The following is a 21,137-nucleotide window of genomic DNA, read 5'->3' as shown; positions in this document are numbered from 1 at the left end:
CCCGCTACCGCTTCATAATCGATTACTGATCGACTTTCGCGCCTTTATCCAACTGCATTACCGGGCCTTCTTTCACATTCACCGTCAGGCCTTTGGTTTGCAACTCCGCATTCCTTACGCGAATCCCTTTATCCGCATCAATACGCACGTTATCAAAATGGAAGCCACTGAGCGGCGCTTCCGGCACGCCGATAATGTATGCCGCCGCCTTGGTCTTACCGGTTGACTCCAGATTCTCAATGGTCACATTGCTGAAATGCGGCGTTTTGTATTGATCAAACGGCTGCGCGGGATCGGTATCCGGTGGATAAATCTGCTCCCCCATCGTGAAGCCGCCTTCGGCCAGCATTTTGTCCACTTCGGCTTGCACAATCGGCGCAGCTTTATAGTAACCCGCAAAGACCAGCGGGATTTCGACATCCACCATTTTGGTATTGCGGTAGGTGATGTTTTTCACTTCGCCGCCTTTACCACGCAGGGTTTTAATACGGATGCCGTACATAGAGCCTTCGAACTGGTTATTTTCGACCAGCACGTTATTCACCCCGCCGGAGGTTTCACTGCCAATGGAGATACCACGCCCCTGCTTCAGGATGTTATTGGCGATATAGATATTATCGACGACGCCATTCGGGAAGCGGCTATCCGGCTTCTCGGCTTTTATCGCGATATGGTCGTCATTACAGTCGATATAGTTGTTAGTAATACGGATGTTCTGGCTGTCGATCGGGTCGATAGCATCGGTGTTTGGCGCATGCCACGGCGACAGAATCCGCGTGCCGTTCACATCCACATCATGCGAGTAACGCATCACAACGTGGAAACTTGGGGAGTGCGTGAGCGTGACGCCGTCCACCAGCACGTTACTGGAGCTTTTGATATAAATCAGACGTGGGCGATCGGTGCCCCCTTTCTTGCCAGTTGCACGAATATTGGCACGCCAGCGTTCCCACCAGACGGCCCCTTGTCCATCGATGGTACCCTGACCGGTGATAGCCACATTCTGCGCATCCGCAATGCTGATGAAGGGAAGCCAGCCATTTTCCGCTTCAGCGTACTTGGTTTTTTCCGTCGCGCGATACACCGCTTCTTCGGTCGACGCGACAATAGTCGCGTCTTTTGCTAAATCCAGTCTGATATTGCTTTTCAGGAACAGCGGATCGACCAGATAGTTACCGCGAGGAACGTGTACGGTTCCGCCGCCGGCAGCAGCACAGTCATCAATCGCTTTCTGGAAGGCCTGGGTATTCAGTGCGATCTGTAGGCGGTGGCCTTCGGCCCCGTATTGCGTTACGTCACAGATTTTATCGGGAAATTTCACTGAGCTAGCCGCTTGTGCTGCACCAGCGTGAATACCCAATGTGATGCAGGAAGCCATTAATGACAGGGCAAGACCACTACGCATACTTAACCTCATAAAAATGAAATATTGTTTTAATAAAATAACACTCAAATTCCATTAAAAAATGAGGGGCGATCACGTTTTAGATGTATTCGTAATAATTACAATAAGGTATGAATTTTTCTATGCAATTGCCCTAATCACATTTTGCTAATCGCCATAAGGGACTACTGTTCTGCCAAGCAACGAGCAATGCAAACGGGATGAAGGGGATAAAGAAAGTAGGATTAATGCAGGGTGCTGGCCTGAGCGACCAGCACAGATAAGATGAATAGTACTATGCCGTCAGGCGAGCGAAAGCATCACGAATATCCTGCTCCGGTAAGTCCACACCAATAAACACCAGCACGCTCTTTCTTTCTTCATCAGGCTGCCATTCTCTGTCCCAGTCAGCGCTGTACAAGCGCTGCACCCCCTGAAACAGCAGACGCCGATCGTCACCATTAATAGCCAGAATGCCTTTGTAACGCAGCAGATTATCGGAGAATTGCAGGAGCAGATTTTCCATTACATCGGAGACAGCCTGAAGCCCAACTGCCTTATCAAGGTATACAACAATCGACTGTACATTATTCTGCGTAGGGGCAATAAAGCGAAACATCGGTGTCTTCACGTCCAATTTGTCACTGAGCACAAAGCCGTCAATGTTAAACAGCACACTCAGATCGATATCGCCGTGTACCACAGGGTAGATCGGTGCACGCGCATTGATGCGCTGAAGACGCGGTAGCAGCGTGTCGTCTTCATTTGCCACGTCAGTTTTGGTTAGCAGTATGCGGTCGGCATAGCCAATCTGCGACTGCGCGATGGTAAACTGATCGAGCTGCTGTTGCGCATGCACCGCATCCACCAGCGTAATGATGCCGTCCAGCACAAAACGCTCGCAGATAACCTCATGGGAGAAGAAGGTCTGTGCCACTGGCCCAGGATCGGCCATACCGGTGCATTCAATGATGACATGATCAAAATCCAGCGTACCGTTATCCACGCCATCGATCAGATCGAGCAACGCATCCGCTAGCTCATTAGACTGCGTGCAGCAGATACAGCCATTGCTCAGGGTCGTAATCTGGCTGGTGCGTTCGCCGATCAGCGTATTATCAATCGGGACTTCGCCGAATTCGTTTTCAATCACGGCGATTTTATAGCCGTGGTCTGCATTCAGGATATGTCGTAATAAGGTGGTTTTTCCCGCGCCGAGAAAGCCAGTCAGGATGGTGACATACACGGGGGTAGCCACATCAGAGGATAAAGGTTGAGTCATAACAGATTCCAAGTCGTTAACAGCAGCGCATCCCGCCTTTGCCATCTCCGCCGTAACGCGCCTGCTGGCGTTCGCGGAAAAATTCTTCATACGTCATCACAGGTTTATCCGGGTGGTTGGTCTGCATATGCTGTACATAGGTGTCATAGTCTGGCATACCGACCAGCATACGCGCTGCCTGGCCCAAATATTTTCCTGCTTTTCCCAGATTGCCAAACATCATTACCTCCAGACCATCGCCTGCGATAGCGGCTAGATAAAAAATACCCTGTATAACGTTATACATTATACAGGGTATCTGTACCCGTCATCTTTCACATTCAGCCTTGCTAGCTGTCTCGCAAAATCTGACGGGCGCGTGTGACTTAGTGGCCGGAAGAGACTTTCACGCCACCTTCAGGAACCGGCACATACGGCGTTTCCTGATCGGTACGTTCAGCCACTTTACGCGCAGCCAGTGCCGCTTTGATACCGTACGCAATGATGCTGTACACCACGATCAGGAACAGAATGCTTAGACCAGCGTTGGTATAGTTGTTGGTCACGATATGGTTCATGTTCGCGATCTGCTGCGCACTCAGGTCAGCACTGCCTTCCGCAATTTTGCCTTTGAACATGTTTGCCATGTAAAAGAAGCCTTCTAACTGCGGGTTGTCGCTGAACAGTTTCAAACCCAGCGCCCAGGTCGTACAAATCAGCAACCAAATCGCCGGAAGCAACGTGACCCAGATGTACTGTGTACGCTTCATCTTAATCAGGATCACCGTACCCAGAATCAGCGCGACGGCAGCCAGCATCTGGTTAGAGATACCGAACAACGGCCACAGGCTTTTCACGCCGCCCAGAGGATCGACCACGCCTTGATACAGCAGGTATCCCCACAGACCGACGCAGCCCGCCGTACCGATCATACCGGCAATCAGCGAATCGGTTTTCTTCAGGAACGGAACGAAGTTGCCCAACAGATCCTGCAACATGAAGCGGCCAGCACGTGTGCCCGCATCCAGCGCGGTCAGAATGAACAGCGCCTCAAACAGGATACCGAAGTGATACCAGAAGCCCATGTCGGCACCAGGAATGATCTGGTGGAACACGTGTGCGATACCCACAGCCAGCGTTGGTGCACCACCTGCACGGTTCAGAACAGACGGTTCACCGATGTCTTTCGCCGTTTGCAGAATCTGCTCAGGAGAAATTACGAAGCCCCAAGAGCTGACAGTCGCCGCCGCGTGGGCGGAGACATCCTGCAACTGCGCCAGAATCATTGGCGCATCCGCCGTGCCCAGTCGGTGCAGATCCGGCATCGTAATACCCAGCGCCGCTGGCGGGGTGTTCATCGCGAAGTACAGGCCAGGTTCGATAATAGATGCCGCAACCAGCGCCATCACCGCCACGAACGATTCCATCAGCATCGCGCCATAGCCGATGAAACGCGCATCGGTTTCATTAGCCAGCAGTTTCGGTGTCGTACCAGACGCAATCAGCGCGTGGAAGCCAGATACCGCACCACAGGCAATAGTAATAAACAGGAATGGGAACAGCGTACCTTTCCAGACCGGGCCGGTACCATCCACAAACTGCGTTACCGCTGGCATTTTCAGATCCGGGTTCAGGATCACGATACCAATCGCCAGACCGACGATGACACCGATTTTCAGGAAGGTTGCCAGATAGTCACGCGGAGCCAGAATCAACCATACCGGCAGCAGCGCAGACACGAAAGCATAGCCAATCAGCGTATAGGTAATCGTTGTATCTTTGAAGGTCAGCGCCGGGCCCCAGTACGGGTCATGTGCAACCACGCCGCCGAACCAGATCGCCAAGACCAGCAGCACGATACCCATCACGGAGACTTCACCGACTTTACCCGGACGGATAAAGCGCATGTAAATGCCCATAAACAGCGCGATCGGCACCGTAGAACACACGGTAAAGACGCCCCACGGACTTTCTGCCAGTGCTTTCACCACAATCAGCGCCAGTACGGCAAGAATAATGATCATGATCAGGAAGCAGCCGAACAGCGCAATCGTACCCGGTACAGGACCCAGCTCTTTCTTAACGATTTCGCCCAGCGACGCGCCATTACGACGGGTTGAAATAAACAGAACCATGAAGTCCTGTACTGCACCCGCCAGCACTACCCCAGCCAGCAGCCATAAGGTGCCCGGCAAGTAGCCGACCTGCGCAGCCAGTACCGGCCCAACCAGCGGCCCCGCACCTGCGATTGCCGCAAAGTGGTGACCGAACAGAACGTTACGGTTCGTCGGCACATAGTTAAGACCATCGTTATTCACGACCGCAGGCGTTGCTCTGGTCGGGTCCAACTTCATGACTTTTTGTGCGATATACAGGCTGTAGTATCGGTAGGCCACGAGGTAAACGGCGACAGAAGCAACAATAATCCATAATGCACTGACATGCTCACCGCGACGTAGTGCGACTACGCCGAGGCAGGCAGCCCCAATGATTCCAAGAATCATCCAGGGGATGTGTTTAAGAATGGAACTGCTCTTCATAAGACATCCTTCAATTAAAAATTACAATCGTTTGATTTTGTTAGCTGTAGAAAAAGAAACCCTGGTAAGACGTTGCGCGATAACGCTGGCCATCGCGTGTTTTGGATAACGGAACATCGTGGCAGTACATTACGTCATCGCGTACGCGCGTGGGGCAGGTATTTGGGTAGGCGGCAGAATAGCGAGTTAAGCGGTTAGAATGGCGTAGTGAGTGGTGGGGATAAATGGGCCGGTATCGTATAAAAAAAGGGCCGCGCAGTCATGGCAGACAGGTACAACGATGCCGAGGCAAGGAATGGATCACCATCGCCGTTTAAATAGCTTAAATTATGTACCGTTTTGCAGAAGAATTGTAGAGAGAGAGAAAAACAGCGGTTTTCGCCACTAGCAAAGAGACAAAAACCGCCATGATTATTAGTTACTTATAAATAATTTCACCTTTCGGCGCATAGGCTTCCGCATCCAGCGGAGAGTGCTTCTCGATATATTGCTTCAGCACTTCAGCATCAACAAAGCCGGTATTCACATAGCCCGGCAGATTATCAAGGCGTGGGTAGCCATCGCCCCCCATCGCATTAAAGTTCAGCGTTGCCATGCGGTAAACTTTCTCTGCCTGCAACGGTTCACCTTTGATTTTCACATTCTGCACACCCTGCCCGTCCGCTGTCAGACTGACGTTGAGGAATTGTGCATAGGCACCGGAATCCACCTTTTTATTCGCCGCGACGGCCAGATATTTCTCGACGTCGCTACCTTTCATATCCACATAGACCAGCGTGTTGGCAAACGGCTGAACCTTAAGGACATCTTTATAGGTGATATCACCGGATTCAATCGAATCACGCACGCCACCGCCGCTCATAACAGCAAAATCAGCGCCAGCGCGCTCAAGCTGTGCCGACAGCAGCACGCGCGCCAGATTGGTCTGACGGAAACGCACCTGATTACGATCGCCTTCGAGTTTACCTTTCACACTGCCGATCTTAATGCCTAACTGCGCCTGCCCTTTTTCCTGGAACGGCGTCAGCACTTTCATGACGTCAGGATCCTGCGTGATTTCATGTGTATAGAAAACGCGTTCGGTCTTGCCGTCCTTTTCTACCTTTTTCTTCAGGTTGATCGGAATAAGCTGATAGTGCTCAAGTTTCAACTCGCCATTGCGGAATGTGAAATCAGCACGGCCGACATATTTCCCCCACTCATGCGCCTGAACAATCCAGGTTCCGTTCTGACGATCGGGAGCACAAGGTGTACCGGGCACATAATCCACCTGTTTTTTATTTTCCTGCGCCATACAGACCGGATCCTGCGAGTGGCCGCCGACAATCATATCCAGGTATCCAGCAGGTAGACTACGCGCCATTTCCACATCACCCGGTGCGTTGGAGCCGTGATGACCATCGTCATAGTGCCCCATGTGCGTCGCGGCAATAATCACATCCGGCTTTTCGCTTTTACGCAATTGTTCAACAACCTGCTTCGCTTCCGTCGAAGGATCACGAAACTCGATATCGGTAAAATACTCAGGATTACCTAATTTAGCCGTATCGTCCGTTGTCAGGCCGATAACCGCGATTTTCACACCTTGCTTGTCGAACAGGGCATAAGGCTTAAATAAGCGCTGATTGGTGCTTTTTTGGTAGATATTAGCCGATAACAGCGGGAATTTTGCCCATTTCTCCTGCTGACGCAGGACAGACAGCGGGTTATCGAATTCATGGTTGCCGAGCGCCATCGCATCATAGCCAACCATGTTCATACCACGAAAATCTGGCTCCGCATCCTGCAAATCGGACTCAGGCACGCCAGTATTAATATCGCCGCCGGAAAGCAGCAATACGCTGCCACCTTTACTCGCCACTTCCTGGCGAATCTGATCGACCAACGTTTTTTGCGCCGCCAGCCCATATTCGCCGTTGTCGTTATGCCAGAAGTGACCGTGGTGGTCATTCGTATGCAAAATGGTGATGTCGTATGTTTTATCTTTCTCCCAAGCCATTGACATAACAGGCGTTAGTGCCAGTGATACCGCCATCGCACATCCCAAAGCTTTAATTGAAAAGCGCATGATAAATCTCCGTTTATTTTAAAGACGCAGTGGAACCACTGAGAAATTCACCATACAAATTAACACAGCAAAATGAACAATGCGCGAAGCACATTCACGCAGTCCCTCAACTGTGTGCGATAACCGACAAAATCAGATGAGGTATAACAGCTGTAGCAATCGCTCGCTGACCCGACGCTGTCGTCGTGCCGTCATGAATTCTTGCTAATATAGATGTTTCACCAGAATGACCCAGTATCACACCGTTTATCGGCTATTTTCCGGCGTTTTACGCCGGTGGATAAAATTATTCCGCTGAATACACAAAAAAGCAGTAAGGCATTAGCACCAAGAACATCACGCCATAAGAATAATTACACATGTTTATCAATGCTCATCGTGAGAAACCATCCCGAAATCTGTGTTACACTAGTTTTAGCTGGATAAACTGATATTTTTCATAAAATACCACTTTTACCCAAGCAACATTTCGCTATATGCAATAGAATTTGTGTATACCCAGAATAATTGGCGTTGCAGCCAGACAGCAAACGAACGGATCCATACGCTTTTCGGTACATATATAAGAGTGATAAGGGTACGTAAGCGCCGCTAACCACGCTGTAGCTTCAAGGCAAGAAGGGTAAATCGCTCAATTACGTTTCACCTATGGCACAAGGAGTTGGGATGCATGCTGCAACACCGCTAATTTCTACTATCGCTGGAGGACTGGTTCTTGCCTTCCTCCTTGGCATTCTGGCAAATCGCCTACGAATCTCTCCCCTTGTTGGTTACCTTGCCGCAGGCGTACTTGTCGGTCCTTTTACCCCTGGCTTTGTCGCCGATACGTCACTGGCTTCAGAGCTGGCTGAACTTGGTGTCATCCTGCTGATGTTTGGCGTTGGCCTACATTTCTCGCTAAAAGACCTCATGGCGGTAAAGTCCATCGCCATTCCTGGCGCAATAGCCCAGATTGCCGTGGCGACGCTGCTTGGAATGGGGTTATCCGCCATGCTGGGCTGGAGCCTGGCGAGCGGCCTGGTTTTCGGCCTCTGCCTCTCCACCGCCAGTACCGTCGTTCTGCTGCGTGCACTGGAGGAACGACAGCTTATTGATAGCCAGCGCGGCCAAATCGCCATCGGCTGGCTGATTGTAGAAGATCTCGCGATGGTGCTGACGCTGGTTCTGCTGCCTGCTTTTGGCGACATGATCGGTGCTGAACATGCAGATACCAGCAAACTACTGGTTGATTTAGCCTGGACCATCGGTAAAGTCATCGCGTTTATCACACTGATGATTGTCGTCGGTCGCCGTCTGGTTCCGTGGGTGTTGGCAAAAAGCGCCAGCACTGGCTCACGCGAGCTTTTCACGCTGGCGGTGTTAGCCATGGCGTTGGGTATCGCCTTCGGTGCTGTGAAACTGTTTGATGTCTCCTTTGCACTGGGCGCATTCTTTGCTGGCGTCGTACTGAACGGATCAGAGCTTAGCCAACGTGCAGCGCACGATACGCTGCCGCTGCGCGATGCTTTCGCCGTATTGTTCTTCGTTTCTGTCGGTATGCTATTTGATCCGATGATCCTGCTGAATGACCCTATTTCCGTGCTGATCACACTGGCCATTATTGTGTTCGGCAAGTCAGCCGCCGCCTTCTTACTGGTTCGACTCTTTGGCCACTCAAAACGCACGGCATTAACGATTTCCGCCAGTCTGGCGCAAATCGGGGAGTTTGCCTTTATTTTGGCCGGGCTCGGTATTGTGTTGGGGCTGCTGTCAGAAGCTGGACGGAATCTGGTACTGGCCGGCGCCATCCTCTCCATCATGATAAACCCGCTGCTGTTTACGCTGCTTGAACGCTATCTGGCGAAGCATGAAACCATCGAAGAGCAGATCGTGGAAGAAGCCATTGAGGAAGAGAAGCAGATCCCTGTCGATATGTGCAACCATGCGCTTCTAGTCGGCTATGGTCGCGTGGGTAGCCTGATTGGCGCCAAACTGCATCAGGCTGGGATTCCTATCGTGGTCATTGAGAATTCGCGTACCCGCGTTGATGCCTTGCGTGAGCAGGGAATTAAAGCAGTATTGGGTAACGCGACCAAGCCTGAAATCATGGATATTGCACGTCTGGACTGCGCCCGTTGGCTGTTGCTGACGATTCCGAACGGCTACGAAGCAGGGGAAATCGTCGCGGCAGCCCGTGAGAAGCGCGCTGACCTGGAGATTATTGCCCGCGCGCACTATGACGATGAAGTCAGCTACATTACCGAGCACGGCGCCAACGAGGTGGTAATGGGTGAACGGGAAATCGCCAACAGCATGATCTCGCTGCTGAACCTGGATGATAGCACCCCAGCACCTCAGGCATGTCCTATCTAAGCAGCGATATGCAGAATACGAAAATGGCGGGCAAATCAGCCTGCCATTTTTTATGCTATGTCTTCAAACACCGCCAGAGAAAGGCAACCTTGCCCCTACTCGGCGTTATTCACTAACTGTTCCAGCAGATCGATATGCAGCGGATCGTCATTGAGCGCAGGAATATAGTGGAAAGCCTCTCCGCCTGCATGCAGGAAAATTTCACGGTTCTGTTCCTGAATTTCTTCCAACGTTTCCAGACAATCAGCCGCAAAACCGGGGCACATAATCTGAATATGTTTAACGCCCTGCGCGGGCAGCCCCTGCATGGTTTCATCTGTGTACGGCGTCAGCCAGGGTTCACGCCCAAAGCGAGACTGGAAGGTCATCATCACTTTCTCTGCCGGTAGCCCTAGTGCAGCAATCAGCGCCTCCGTCGTCGCCCGACAGCGTTGCGGATAGTCATCTCCTTCATTGGCATACCGCACGGGGATACCGTGGTAGGAAATCACTAACCTGTCTGGTTCACCGTGTTCAGCAAAAGACTGTTCGACACGGTGCTTCAGTGCCGCAATATAAGCAGGGTGCTCGGCGTAATCACGGATGAAACGAATCGCAGGCAGTTGACGATTATCACGCAACTGTGCCGCAAGCCCATCCCACACGGCTGCGGTGGTTGAGCAGGAATATTGCGGATACATCGGCAAGACCACCAGTTGCGTGACGCCCTGTGCCAGTAATTTGTCCAGCGCTGAACGCAGACTGGGTGAACCATAGCTCATACCCAACTCAACGGGCGTTTCCGGCATTCGCGTTGCCAGTGCCTGCTGCTGTCGACGGCTAATCACCAACAGCGGCGATCCACCTTCCATCCAGACCGACTGGTAGAGTTTCGCCACTCGCGGTGAACGCGTTGGCAGGATGATACCGCGCAACAGCGGCCACCACAGCAGACGCGGCGTATCCACCACGCGGCGGTCACTCAGAAACTCAGCCAGATAACGCCTAACTGCCTGTGGCGTCGGGGCATCGGGCGTCCCTAAGTTCACCATCAGTACGCCGTGTTTCTCTTGTTTCATCGCCGTCTTCCTTTTATGGAGAGCAGGCTTTCTTTCAGCCCGCAAGTGCGTAACATTAAATGTCTATTGTAGCGAAAAAAAGCTAAACAAATACGGGTAGATAGCAGGGGTAACGCCGATGCTATCAATAGAGGAAAATAAACCAACGAAGGTTTCAGAACGAAAAAATGCCAGACCGTCGTCTGGCATTTCTGTGACAAGGTGGGACTCGCAGAGAAAAATTAACCCAGAATGGTTTCCAGTTCTGCGCGAACTTCTTCCACTTTACGCGTGCCTTCTACTTTGAAATAGCGCGTATTGCCAGCATCGGCTTCTTTTTGGTAGTAAGAAACCAGTGGCGCCGTCTGCTGATGATATTCAACCAGACGCTTACGCACGGTATCTTCCTGATCGTCTTTACGAATAGTCAGATCGTCGCCAGTCACATCGTCTTTGCCTTCAACTTTAGGCGGATTGAATTTTACGTGATAAACACGACCGGACGCCGCATGGACGCGACGACCAACGATACGATCGATGATCAGTTCGTCAGGAACCGCGAATTCGATAACGTAATCCACATTGATGCCTGCGTCTTTCATGGCATCAGCCTGTGGAATGGTGCGTGGGAAGCCATCCAGCAGAAAACCGTTACGGCAATCGTCCTGGGCGATGCGCTCTTTAACCAGAGCAATGACCAGTTCATCAGTGACCAGTTTACCCGCGTCCATGATTTCTTTAGCCTGCTTGCCCAATTCAGTACCGGCTTTTACCGCTGCACGCAGCATATCACCCGTGGAAATCTGCGGAATACCGTATTTTTCCATGATGAATTGAGCCTGAGTACCTTTGCCTGCGCCCGGAGCGCCCAGCAGAATAATACGCATCGCGTAAATCCCCTTGCTATGTAATATTTATAAAATAAATTTGAAAAACGCTAAACCATACCATTCCAGACGCTTATGCTCAAGGAACGGGCACGCTTCAGCAACGCACAGGCAGATGAAAAAAAGCCTGATACCTAGAAATTCGGTTTGCCGTCTGCCCAATGTTGCCATTCAGTGTAGACGAAGAAAGGTTCAATAACGCAAGGAAGCGTAAAAGTCGGGGGAAAGACCCCGGTTAACACCGAGGTCTGGATGGTATCACTATCAGTCACTTAGCAGCTTATTCATACGACGAATGAATTGGTTTGGATCATCCAACGTACCGCGTTCAGCCAGCAGAGACTGATCCAGCAGCAGTTCGACCCATTCGCCAAACTCCGCCTCATCAGATACATCAGCCGCACGTTTAATTAACGCATGCTCTGGGTTCAGTTCAAAAATGTACTTCACTTCCGGTGCCTGTTGGCCCGCCGCGGCGAACAGTTTCGCCATCTGGGTGCTCATCTCGTCCGCATCCGTCACAACAATCGCTGGCGTATCGGTCAAACGATAGGTGAAACGCACGTCTTTGACGCGCTCGCCCAGAAGGGTTTTCACACGTTCAACAAACGGCTCCAACGCTTTTTGCGCTTCTTTCTGTTCCTCGTTTTCTTCGTCGGCCAGTTTATCCAGCGCCTCATCGGCCTTGCTGACAGACTGGAAGGATTTACCGTCGAATTCGGTCAGATAGCTCATCATCCATTCGTCAATGCGATCGGACAACAGCAGGACCTCGATACCTTTCTTACGGAACAGCTCCAGATGTGGGCTGCTCTTCGCCGCCGCATAGCTGTCTGCCGTGATGTAGTAGATCTTGTCCTGACCTTCCACCATCCGACTAACGTAATCTTCCAGCGATACCGTCTGCGCAGAGCTGTCAGATTGCGTGGTAGCAAAACGTAGCAATTTCGCAATCGCTTCACGGTTACTGCCGTCTTCAGCCGGACCTTCTTTCAGCACCAGACCAAACTGTTGCCAGAACGTCTGGTATTTTTCCGCGTCGTCTTTGGCCAGTTTATCCAGCATTTGCAGCACGCGTTTGGTCAGCGCATTACGCAGGTTTTGCGTCACACGACTGTCCTGTAAAATCTCTCGGGAAACGTTCAATGGCAGATCGTTAGAATCAATCAAGCCACGGACAAAACGCAGGTAGTTCGGCATGAACTGTTCGGCATCATCCATAATAAAGACGCGCTGGACGTACAATTTCAGGCCGTGTTTATGATCGCGATTCCACATATCCCACGGTGCACGGGCAGGGATGTAGAGCAGGCTGGTGTATTCTTGCTTACCTTCCACACGGTTGTGGCTCCAGCTCAGCGGATCGGTAAAGTCATGGGAGATGTGCTTATAAAATTCGTTATACTCATCATCGCTGACTTCAGATTTACTGCGCGTCCACAGGGCCTGCGCCTTGTTAATTTTTTCCCAGCTAACGGTAGACTCGCCGCCTTCTTCTTCGCTTTCCGTCCGGGATTCAATTTCTACCGGCAGCGCAATATGGTCAGAATATTTGCTGATGACGGAACGCACACGCCAGTCATCCAGAAACTCGTCTTCACCTTCACGCAGATGCAGAGTGATTTCCGTTCCACGATCGTCTTTGGTGATGTCAGCGATGGTGTAATCGCCTTCCCCGGCAGACTCCCAGTACACACCCTGATCGGCATTCGCGCCCGCAGCACGCGTACGCACGGTCACCTTATCCGCCACGATGAAGGCAGAGTAGAAGCCCACACCGAACTGGCCAATCAGTTGGCTATCTTTAACCTGATCGGAACCCATCGATTCCAGAAAAGCCTTGGTGCCGGATTTCGCAATCGTACCAAGATTATCAATCACTTCGTCACGGCTCATGCCGATGCCGTTGTCAGAAATCGTCAGCGTACGTTTTTCTTTATCCGTAGACACCCGCACGCACAGGTCGCCATCGCCTGCATACAGTTCCGGTGCAGACAATGCACGGAAACGTAATTTGTCTGCCGCATCGGAGGCATTGGAAATCAATTCACGCAGAAAAATTTCCTTATTGGAATAGAGCGAATGGATCATCAAATGCAGGAGTTGCTTAACTTCGGACTGGAACCCGCGAGTTTCTTGGCCTTTCATACTCATTGTTGCTTACCTCAATCCTAATATTATTCAGGCTGATTAAACTGACGATAAGTAGCAAGTGGGGATAAACCAGGTTGATTTCAAGGGGTAAATTTCAGCGGAAAAAGAAAACGGTGCAGTGAGAGTAGAAAGCAAGGCTGCGGCTGCCAGATAATGACGCTGGCAACCGACAGATTAAAACCGGAAAGGCTGGCGCCCGGCGAGTGAATGGGACAGCGTTGTACCGTCGACCATTTCCAGCTCGCCGCCAACGGGAACACCGTGGGCAATACGGCTGGCCATCACACCATGTTGTGCACACAGTTCAGCGATATAGTTCGCCGTGGCATCGCCTTCAACCGTCGGGTTGGTTGCCAGAATCACTTCGCTGATCGACTCTACTTGCAGACGCTCTTCCAGCCGTCCCAAACCGATATCGTCCGGGCCAATGCCATCAAGCGGCGACAAATGTCCCATCAGTACAAAGTAACGGCCAGCAAACTGCCCCGTCTGTTCGATAGCCTGAATATCAGCCGGGCTTTCCACCACGCAAATCTGACCGTTTTGCTGGCGTCGCGGATTAGAACAAATCGCACACACGTCCTGCTCGGTGAATGTCCGGCAATCGCTACAGTGGCCGATTTCGGACATTGCCCGCGTCAACGCCTGCGCCAAACGCATACCGCCACTACGGTTACGTTGCAGGAGTTGAAACGCCATGCGCTGCGCCGACTTGGGCCCAACGCCCGGCAGGCAACGCAGCGCTTCCATCAGTGATTCAAGAAGCGGACTGGTCTGCATCAGAACGGCATCTTGAAGCCCGGCGGCAGTTGCATACCGCTGGAAACAGACGCCATTTTCTCTTTTTGCGTTTCAGCAATACGACGAGCTGCATCGTTGAACGCCGCAGCGATCAGGTCTTCCAGCATCTCTTTGTCGTCTTCCATCAGGCTGGGGTCGATTTCTACGCGGCGGCAGTTATGCGCACCGTTGATCGTGATTTTCACCAGACCCGCACCCGATTCGCCCGTGACTTCCAGATTTGCCACTTCTTCCTGCATCTGCTGCATTTTTTCCTGCATCTGCTGGGCTTGCTTCATCAGGTTGCCAATTCCACCTTTACCAAACATAGTTTTCTCTCTATCACGTCGGGCTGCGCACTCGCAGCGGTTAAATAGGGCGGATACTTTCTTCGTCCAGTTCCGCATCAAAGAAACGCCGCAGCGTTTGAATCGTTGTATCGGCCAGAATTGACTGACGCGCCTGCGCCAGCTTCTCTTCATATATAGCCTGACGCCACTCCAGCGGCGTCCGCACCGCCGGGTTATCGTCTTCCGTAATCAGTAATTCTACAGGATGTCCGTAGTGAGCCGTCAATGCGTCCGCCAGCGTCTTTTGCGCCGCAGGCGAATTCAGATGCCGCTGGGATGAACGCAGATGTAGATGAACCTTGCCTGCCTCTTCGCTCTCTTTAAACGCATTGAGTGCCAGCTGTTGTACCAGCTTTGGTAGCGTCAGGCGATGTATTTCCGCCGCCCAGGCATCCCGCTCCAGTGACTCTTCCGCCAGCCGTGCCGCCAGTTCCGGCGTCTTTTCATGCTCTAATGCCGAACGCAGCGCTTTTGGCGTCGCCACGTCGACCTTTTCTTCATCAACTTTGTTTTGCGCCCGCCAACGATACGCTTCCGGCTTTTTAGGCTCGGAAGGAGAAGTTTTCGCGTTTTGCCGTTGAATGCTGCGCTCAGTCACCGAAGCTAATCGCTCCAGCGCTGAGGTTGCCGGCCGCGTGTTATCAGACGCTGCCGGTTCAGCCTTTTTTGGTGGCGTGCTCCCTTGTTTTCGTAGTAGCTGACTGCGCGCCTGTAGCAGTTGGGAAGTCGCATCAGGCAGTTCACTCTCATCATGCGGCTGCTTAGAAGCCGATGAAACAGACGGTTCCCCTAACGGTGGCGCATACGCGGATGCATCCATCGGTGGTTCGGGAGAATACGTGGATGCCCGCACGTCAGCCTGAGGTTCACTATTCTGCGGCGCTGGCGTATGAACCCTCGCCGATGTAGGGGCTGCGGGTTGAATAGAGGGCGCTCGATCCGCCTGAACAGGCGCAGCGCTGACTGACGCGACAGGTTCGGCGATAATCTGACTGGGATGAAACGCCAGCGCCCTCAGTAGCGTCATTTCAACGCCCATCCGACGATCAGGCGCAAAAGGCAGCTCTTTGCGGCCAATTAACATCGTCTGGTAATACAACTGCACGTCCGCTGGCGGCAGCGCACGCGCTAAATCTCGCATACGGGCTTCAACGGCAGCGTAATCATCACCCAACGCCGCAGGCAGCAGTTGAACCATCGCAATGCGGTGTAACAACGTCTGGGTTTCTACCAGCAGCGATTCCCAGTCCACACCCCGTGCCGCGACCTGATCTAACAGCGACATGACCTGTGCACCATCGCCTTTCGCCAGCGCCTCAATAAGTGCCAGCGGTTGCTCATCATCCAGCGTGCCCAGCATTTGGCTGACTGAGGCGGTCGTGACCTGCCCCTGCCCCATGGCAATGGCCTGATCGGTCAGGCTCAGCGCATCACGCAAGCTCCCATCGGCAGCACGCGCCAGAAGCTGCAACGCACGGGGTTCACTGGCGAGATTTTCTGCCTGTAACACCTGTTCCAGATGCGCACGAATCTGTTCGACATCCAGTGCTTTGAGGTGAAATTGCAGGCAGCGTGACAGAATGGTCACTGGCAACTTTTGCGGATCGGTGGTTGCCAGCAGGAATTTCACGTGCGGAGGCGGTTCTTCCAACGTTTTCAGCAGCGCATTAAAACTGTGACGCGATAGCATGTGTACTTCGTCAATCAGGTACACCTTGAATCGGCCGCGCGCGGGAGCATACTGTACGTTATCCAGCAGATCGCGTGTATCTTCGACTTTAGTACGAGACGCGGCGTCGATTTCGATCAAATCGACAAAACGGCCCTCTTCGATTTCGCGGCAGTTATCACACTGACCACACGGCGTTGCCGTCACGCCCTGTTCGCAATTCAGCCCTTTTGCCAGCAAACGGGCAATCGATGTCTTCCCGACGCCACGGGTGCCAGAAAACAAATAAGCGTGATGGATTCTGCCTAGGGAAAGGCCGTTAGCCAACGCGGTCAGGACATGTTCCTGACCGACAACATGGGTAAAGGTTTGGGGACGCCACTTACGGGCAAGAACCTGATAGCTCATCAATACCGCAACAGTCGAGTTATTGAGGCGATCATGCTAACACAGCCACGCCGCTATCGGCGAGACGGTTATGATTAATGTCCGGGGAAGTCAACCAGACTATAGCAGGTGACGCCCATTTCGGTCAGGCGTTGCTCGCCGCCCAGATCGAACAAATTAATGATAAACGCGGCATCGTTCACCGTACCGCCCAGACGATGAATCAATTTCACCGTCGCTTCGAGCGTACCGCCCGTTGCCAGCAGATCGTCGATCACCAGCACATTATCACCAGCAGAAATGGCATCGGCATGAATTTCCAGCGTATCTGAACCGTATTCCAGTTCATAGCTTTCACTGATGGTCGGACGCGGCAGTTTGCCCGGTTTACGCACGGGAACAAAACCCACGCCCAGCGCCAGAGCAACCGGGGCGCCAAACAGAAAACCACGTGCTTCCGTACCAACAACCTTCGTCACACCGCTGTTGCGATAACGGTTCGCCAGCATCTCAATACTGGCGGCATAGGCCACAGGGTCTTCCAGCAGGCTGGTGACATCACGGAACAGTATGCCCGGCTTCGGATAATCGGGGATGCTTTTGATACTGTTTTTAATTAATTCAGCCTGCTGCTGAACTGTTACGGTCATCATAGTTGTGCCTGATAAAACGTTCTGAACATACAAATGCCGGTCACCACAAGGCTTTCATCATCGTATGGCGTGATGAAGAGGCATTATGACGAAGAGGAAAATGGCGACCCGCGCACGAAAACGCTCAAATCTAGTCAAAGTGACGGATAAATGCAACTATCCGCACTCTGGGTGCGTATTTTTTGTATTCCCGTCACAGAGGCCGCCGCTTACGCTATCTTTTCGGATTCGCGCCCTGCGTTTGTTGTTCTGGATCAATCACGGGTAAACGAAGCATGAAGGTCAACAAAATAGCCAAAATGACCAATAGCAAAATCCTGACCCAAACCAGTTTGACCAGCCAGAGCGAAAGTGCGAACGTTAACAGAATCATGGTAACCGCCTTCCATTTTGCTCCCGGCGGCAGTGCACGATGTTGCTGCCAATGGCGCAAATAGCTGCCAAACCAGGAACGGTACAGTAGCCAGTCGTGGAAACGTGGGGACGAACGTGCAAAACACCAGGCGGCCAGTAACAGGAAAGGCGTGGTCGGTAATAAAGGCAACACGACACCCAACGTTGCCAGCACAACAGAAACCCATCCCACTATAATCAGCAACACGCGATACATATTCACCTTTATGCTTTATCCGCTACCAAATATGTTTTATTTACGGCATGTCTATCACACTTTATCACCACCTTGCCTGATGGATTAGTTAAGATATCCTCATGCAATGTATTAAGGCGATATTGGCTAACGATTATCGATACACCACGCGTCGGCTCGCTGAATCATTAGCCTTACTGTAAGGGAAACCAGTGAACACGCATCAATTGTTGCAGGTGCTTGAACAACAAATTACCACGCTGGCGAAAGAGCTAGAACCGTTGGCGGATAACGCCGTGCCGCAATCGCGTTTTGATCGCCAGCTTTTTAGCAGTTACGGCACACGATTACGGGATTACCGCGCCGAAGTTGAGCGAAATTTGCACGCAATAAAACAACTGGTCGCAGAGAAGCGTACCGAACGCGTGGCATTTCTGGCAGAAAAACTGGTCAGCCAGATAGCCGCACTACAGCGCGAACTGGCGACGCAGCCATTACGCAAGCAGGAGCAACAGTCAGCCTCGCTCCCAGAAGATGTGTATCACAAACTGTCAGAACATCAGGATTATGAACGCCGTTTGCTTTCTATGATTCAAGATAGAGAAAGTCTGCTCATTGCGCAGACGCTTTTCAGCGAGCAACAACGGTTACAAAAAGAACTGGCTGCGCTGGAAGGACGGCTATCACGCTGCCGTCAGGCGCTATCGCGACTGGAACGCCAGATCGAACGCCGAGAGCAAGGGCTATAGCGCGGCGGCTTCACCGAGGAAAAAGAGGAACGGGTCATGTCACTTGAAAACGCCCCCCCCCGAAATCAAGTTAGCGGTCGATTTGATTATGTTGCTGGAAGAAAACCAGATCGAACCACATATCGCACTGGCCGCTCTGGAGATTGTACGTAACGATTTTGAGAAAAAGCTCTCGCAAGCAGAAAGTGACGCAGCCTCCTCTATCAAAGGAAAATTGCTTAATGAATAAGAGGCGTTAGCGCTGTCGAGCGACGGCTTACTCAGCGGGGCTTGCGTAGCGCCGGGCTAAAATGCAGCATATCGATAAAGGCATCCACCAGCGCCGGAGCTTCCCGATCGAGATCGAAACTTTCCGGCATAAATAACCAGTTTTCCATCACGCCGGAAAAATAGGCACGCAGCGCAATTGCTGCACGCCGGGGATGAATGTCCGTCGGCAACATGCCCATACGAATGCACTTAATCAGATTTTCTTCAATATCGACGTAGCAGGAAAGATAAAGCTCTTTGCGTGCATTATACGATTGCAGCATTTCACCGACAAACTCGCATTTATGAAAAGCAATCTCCATAATAGAACGCCAGTGCGTGTCATTCACCGTTAAACGAAGCATATAAATCAATAATTCACGCATCACACGGAGTGGATTATCAGGGAATTTTGTCTGATACTCTATTTCAAACTCACTGATTTTCGATTCTGCCAGCGCCCAGATCTCATCAAATATTTCAGCTTTATTTTTAAAATGCCAATAAATAGCACCGCGAGTCACTTCAGCAGCAGTCGCAATGTCAGACAATGAAGTCGCAGACACACCATGCTCAGAGAACACTTTTAACGCAGTATCCAGTATCTGTTGTCGGGTTTCCTGAGCCTGTTTTTTAGTTTTTCGTACCATGATAGTTTGGTTTTTCGTGCCATGCAGCGGTATTTGAAGGAAAGTGAGATTTACATACATTCAAGTATGTATGTAACATAACACGAACATAAGACTATAGCAGCAATGGGTTTTTGAGCTTGTGATCCATTGGTCAATTTCAAATCGGACATTTGAGGTTTATCTATGAACAAAAACAGAAGGCTAACGCCTCTGGCGGCAGTTCTGATGCTTTCTGGCGGCTTAATGCTCGCAGGATGTGATGGCGGCAATAATCAGCAAGGCGGCGCACAGCAGCAGATGCCTGAAGTGGGTATTGTTACGTTAAAAACGGAAGCACTGAATATCATGACCGAGCTGCCGGGCCGTACAAGTGCTTACCGCATTGCTGAGGTTCGCCCACAGGTTGGCGGTATTATCCTCAAGCGCAACTTTGTTGAAGGATCTGACGTTAAAGCGGGGGCGTCACTGTACCAGATCGATCCTGCGACCTATCAGGCAAGCTACAACAGCGCGAAAGGGTCACTCGCTCAGGCACAGGCTCAGGCAGAAATTGCCCGTCTGACCGTTAACCGCTATAAACCGCTGCTGGGCACCAATTACGTCAGCAAGCAAGATTACGATCAGGCCGTTGCTACTTCCCGTCAGGCTGACGCTGCCGTTCAGGCTGCCAAAGCGGCAGTGGACACCGCACAAATCAATCTGGCTTACACCAAAGTTAATTCCCCCATCGAAGGCCGCGTGGGTAAATCCACAGTCACAGAAGGCGCATTGGTGTCAACTGGGCAAGCCACAGCATTAACAACCGTGCAACAGCTTGATCCGATCTATGTTGATGTCACGCAGTCCAGCAATGATTTCCTGCAACTGAAAAGAGAGCTGGAAAACGGCACGCTGAAACAACGTGAAGGCAAAGCAAATGTCCGTCTGCTTCTGGAAAACGGTACGGAATATGCCGAGGCAGGTACATTAGAATTCTCTGATGTTACGGTAGATGAAACCACTGGTTCCATCACGCTGCGTGCCATTTTCCCTAACCCACAGCACAACCTTCTTCCCGGTATGTTTGTACGCGCACGTCTCGATTCCGGCGTTAACCCAACAGCCTTATTAGTCCCTCAGCAAGGCGTCACCCGCGATCCGCGTGGCCAGGCTACCGCTATGGTGGTTGGGGAAGGTGATAAAGTCGAACCCCGTACGCTTACAACCAGTAAGGCAATTGGTGATAAATGGCTGGTTACCGAAGGCTTGAAAGCGGGCGATCGCGTTATCGTTACGGGTTTGCAAAAAATCAGACCAGGTGCGCAAGTGAAAGCTAAAGAAGTCGCTCAAGAAAATCAGCAGGCGCAGCAAGCGCCAGCAGAACCCGCGAAATCTTAAGACGTTCTAACAGGAGCCG

General features: G+C 51.7%; 17 protein-coding genes and 1 pseudogene. 4 read left to right on the top strand and 14 right to left on the bottom strand.

Going from position 1 to position 21,137, the window contains the following annotated elements; all coding sequences use genetic code 11:
- Positions 1 to 22: 22 nt before the first annotated feature.
- From ACKQAD_RS05045 to ushA, 5 genes are all read right to left on the bottom strand, one after another.
- Entirely contained in the window at positions 23 to 1,405 is a 1,383-nt protein-coding gene (locus ACKQAD_RS05045; protein ID WP_409159134.1) for a glycoside hydrolase family 28 protein, read from the bottom strand.
- A 274-nt stretch (positions 1,406 to 1,679) separates the two neighbouring features.
- Positions 1,680 to 2,666 carry a GTPase gene (gene yjiA, locus ACKQAD_RS05040; RefSeq protein WP_409159133.1) on the bottom strand — a complete coding sequence of 329 codons (987 nt, stop codon included), beginning with the start codon at positions 2,664 to 2,666 and terminating at the stop codon, positions 1,680 to 1,682.
- A 16-nt stretch (positions 2,667 to 2,682) separates the two neighbouring features.
- Complete coding sequence (locus ACKQAD_RS05035) at positions 2,683 to 2,886, bottom strand: YbdD/YjiX family protein (RefSeq protein ID WP_039353071.1); 204 nt, start codon at positions 2,884 to 2,886, stop codon at positions 2,683 to 2,685.
- 145 nt (positions 2,887 to 3,031) lie between these two features.
- A complete protein-coding gene (locus ACKQAD_RS05030) occupies positions 3,032 to 5,185 on the bottom strand; it encodes a carbon starvation CstA family protein (protein WP_409159132.1) in 2,154 nt (717 codons plus the stop codon).
- Positions 5,186 to 5,603: 418 nt separating this feature from the next.
- On the bottom strand, positions 5,604 to 7,253 hold the full coding sequence (ushA, locus tag ACKQAD_RS05025) for a bifunctional UDP-sugar hydrolase/5'-nucleotidase UshA (protein WP_409159131.1): 1,650 nt from the start codon (positions 7,251 to 7,253) through the stop codon (positions 5,604 to 5,606).
- Between the two features lie 666 nt (positions 7,254 to 7,919).
- On the opposite strand from ushA, the gene ybaL reads away from it, so the two are divergent.
- A complete protein-coding gene (gene ybaL / locus ACKQAD_RS05020; RefSeq protein WP_409159130.1) occupies positions 7,920 to 9,605 on the top strand; it encodes a YbaL family putative K(+) efflux transporter in 1,686 nt (561 codons plus the stop codon).
- A gap of 95 nt (positions 9,606 to 9,700) precedes the next feature.
- Here the strand turns inward: ybaL and hemH are convergent, their stop codons facing one another.
- From hemH to ACKQAD_RS04980, 8 genes are all read right to left on the bottom strand, one after another.
- Positions 9,701 to 10,663, bottom strand: coding sequence for a ferrochelatase (gene hemH, locus ACKQAD_RS05015; protein WP_409159129.1), 963 nt, complete (start codon positions 10,661 to 10,663; stop codon positions 9,701 to 9,703).
- Between the two features lie 221 nt (positions 10,664 to 10,884).
- Positions 10,885 to 11,529 (bottom strand): adenylate kinase, encoded by a 645-nt coding sequence (gene adk / locus ACKQAD_RS05010; RefSeq protein ID WP_409159128.1) that lies wholly within the window; start codon positions 11,527 to 11,529, stop codon positions 10,885 to 10,887.
- Between the two features lie 264 nt (positions 11,530 to 11,793).
- Positions 11,794 to 13,677 carry a molecular chaperone HtpG gene (htpG, locus tag ACKQAD_RS05005; RefSeq protein WP_409159156.1) on the bottom strand — a complete coding sequence of 628 codons (1,884 nt, stop codon included), beginning with the start codon at positions 13,675 to 13,677 and terminating at the stop codon, positions 11,794 to 11,796.
- 180 nt (positions 13,678 to 13,857) lie between these two features.
- Positions 13,858 to 14,463 (bottom strand): recombination mediator RecR, encoded by a 606-nt coding sequence (gene recR / locus ACKQAD_RS05000; RefSeq protein WP_409159127.1) that lies wholly within the window; start codon positions 14,461 to 14,463, stop codon positions 13,858 to 13,860.
- Positions 14,463 to 14,792: a YbaB/EbfC family nucleoid-associated protein gene (locus ACKQAD_RS04995; protein ID WP_005976112.1), complete on the bottom strand. Its 330-nt coding sequence runs from the start codon at positions 14,790 to 14,792 to the stop codon at positions 14,463 to 14,465. Before ACKQAD_RS04995 ends, recR begins: the two co-directional genes overlap by 1 nt.
- A 40-nt stretch (positions 14,793 to 14,832) precedes the next feature.
- On the bottom strand, positions 14,833 to 16,890 hold the full coding sequence (gene dnaX, locus ACKQAD_RS04990; RefSeq protein ID WP_409159126.1) for a DNA polymerase III subunit gamma/tau: 2,058 nt from the start codon (positions 16,888 to 16,890) through the stop codon (positions 14,833 to 14,835).
- A gap of 74 nt (positions 16,891 to 16,964) precedes the next feature.
- The gene (gene apt, locus ACKQAD_RS04985) at positions 16,965 to 17,519 is read right to left on the bottom strand and encodes an adenine phosphoribosyltransferase (RefSeq protein ID WP_409159155.1); all 555 of its coding nucleotides are present in this window, start codon (positions 17,517 to 17,519) and stop codon (positions 16,965 to 16,967) included.
- A 217-nt stretch (positions 17,520 to 17,736) separates the two neighbouring features.
- Entirely contained in the window at positions 17,737 to 18,132 is a 396-nt protein-coding gene (locus ACKQAD_RS04980) for a DUF454 family protein (protein WP_409159125.1), read from the bottom strand.
- Positions 18,133 to 18,323: 191 nt separating this feature from the next.
- On the opposite strand from ACKQAD_RS04980, the gene priC reads away from it, so the two are divergent.
- Together priC and rsmS are read left to right on the top strand one after the other, a co-directional pair.
- Positions 18,324 to 18,860 (top strand): primosomal replication protein PriC, encoded by a 537-nt coding sequence (priC, locus tag ACKQAD_RS04975; RefSeq protein ID WP_409159124.1) that lies wholly within the window; start codon positions 18,324 to 18,326, stop codon positions 18,858 to 18,860.
- 36 nt (positions 18,861 to 18,896) lie between these two features.
- Positions 18,897 to 19,089 (top strand): annotated as a pseudogene (gene rsmS, locus ACKQAD_RS04970) (pleiotropic regulatory protein RsmS).
- A 31-nt stretch (positions 19,090 to 19,120) separates the two neighbouring features.
- On the opposite strand, the gene acrR reads toward rsmS, so the two are convergent.
- Positions 19,121 to 19,759, bottom strand: a complete 639-nt coding sequence (gene acrR, locus ACKQAD_RS04965; protein ID WP_409159123.1) for a multidrug efflux transporter transcriptional repressor AcrR — start codon at positions 19,757 to 19,759, stop codon at positions 19,121 to 19,123.
- Between the two features lie 165 nt (positions 19,760 to 19,924).
- Between acrR and ACKQAD_RS04960 the strand changes: the two genes are divergently transcribed.
- A complete protein-coding gene (locus ACKQAD_RS04960; protein ID WP_409159122.1) occupies positions 19,925 to 21,118 on the top strand; it encodes an efflux RND transporter periplasmic adaptor subunit in 1,194 nt (397 codons plus the stop codon).
- Positions 21,119 to 21,137 lie beyond the last annotated feature (19 nt).

The organism is Pectobacterium artocarpous (genome assembly GCF_046159765.1).
GTDB lineage: Bacteria > Pseudomonadota > Gammaproteobacteria > Enterobacterales > Enterobacteriaceae > Pectobacterium.
Note: the sequence above shows the minus strand (reverse complement) of the source record. Positions and strands in the feature narration are given on the sequence as shown.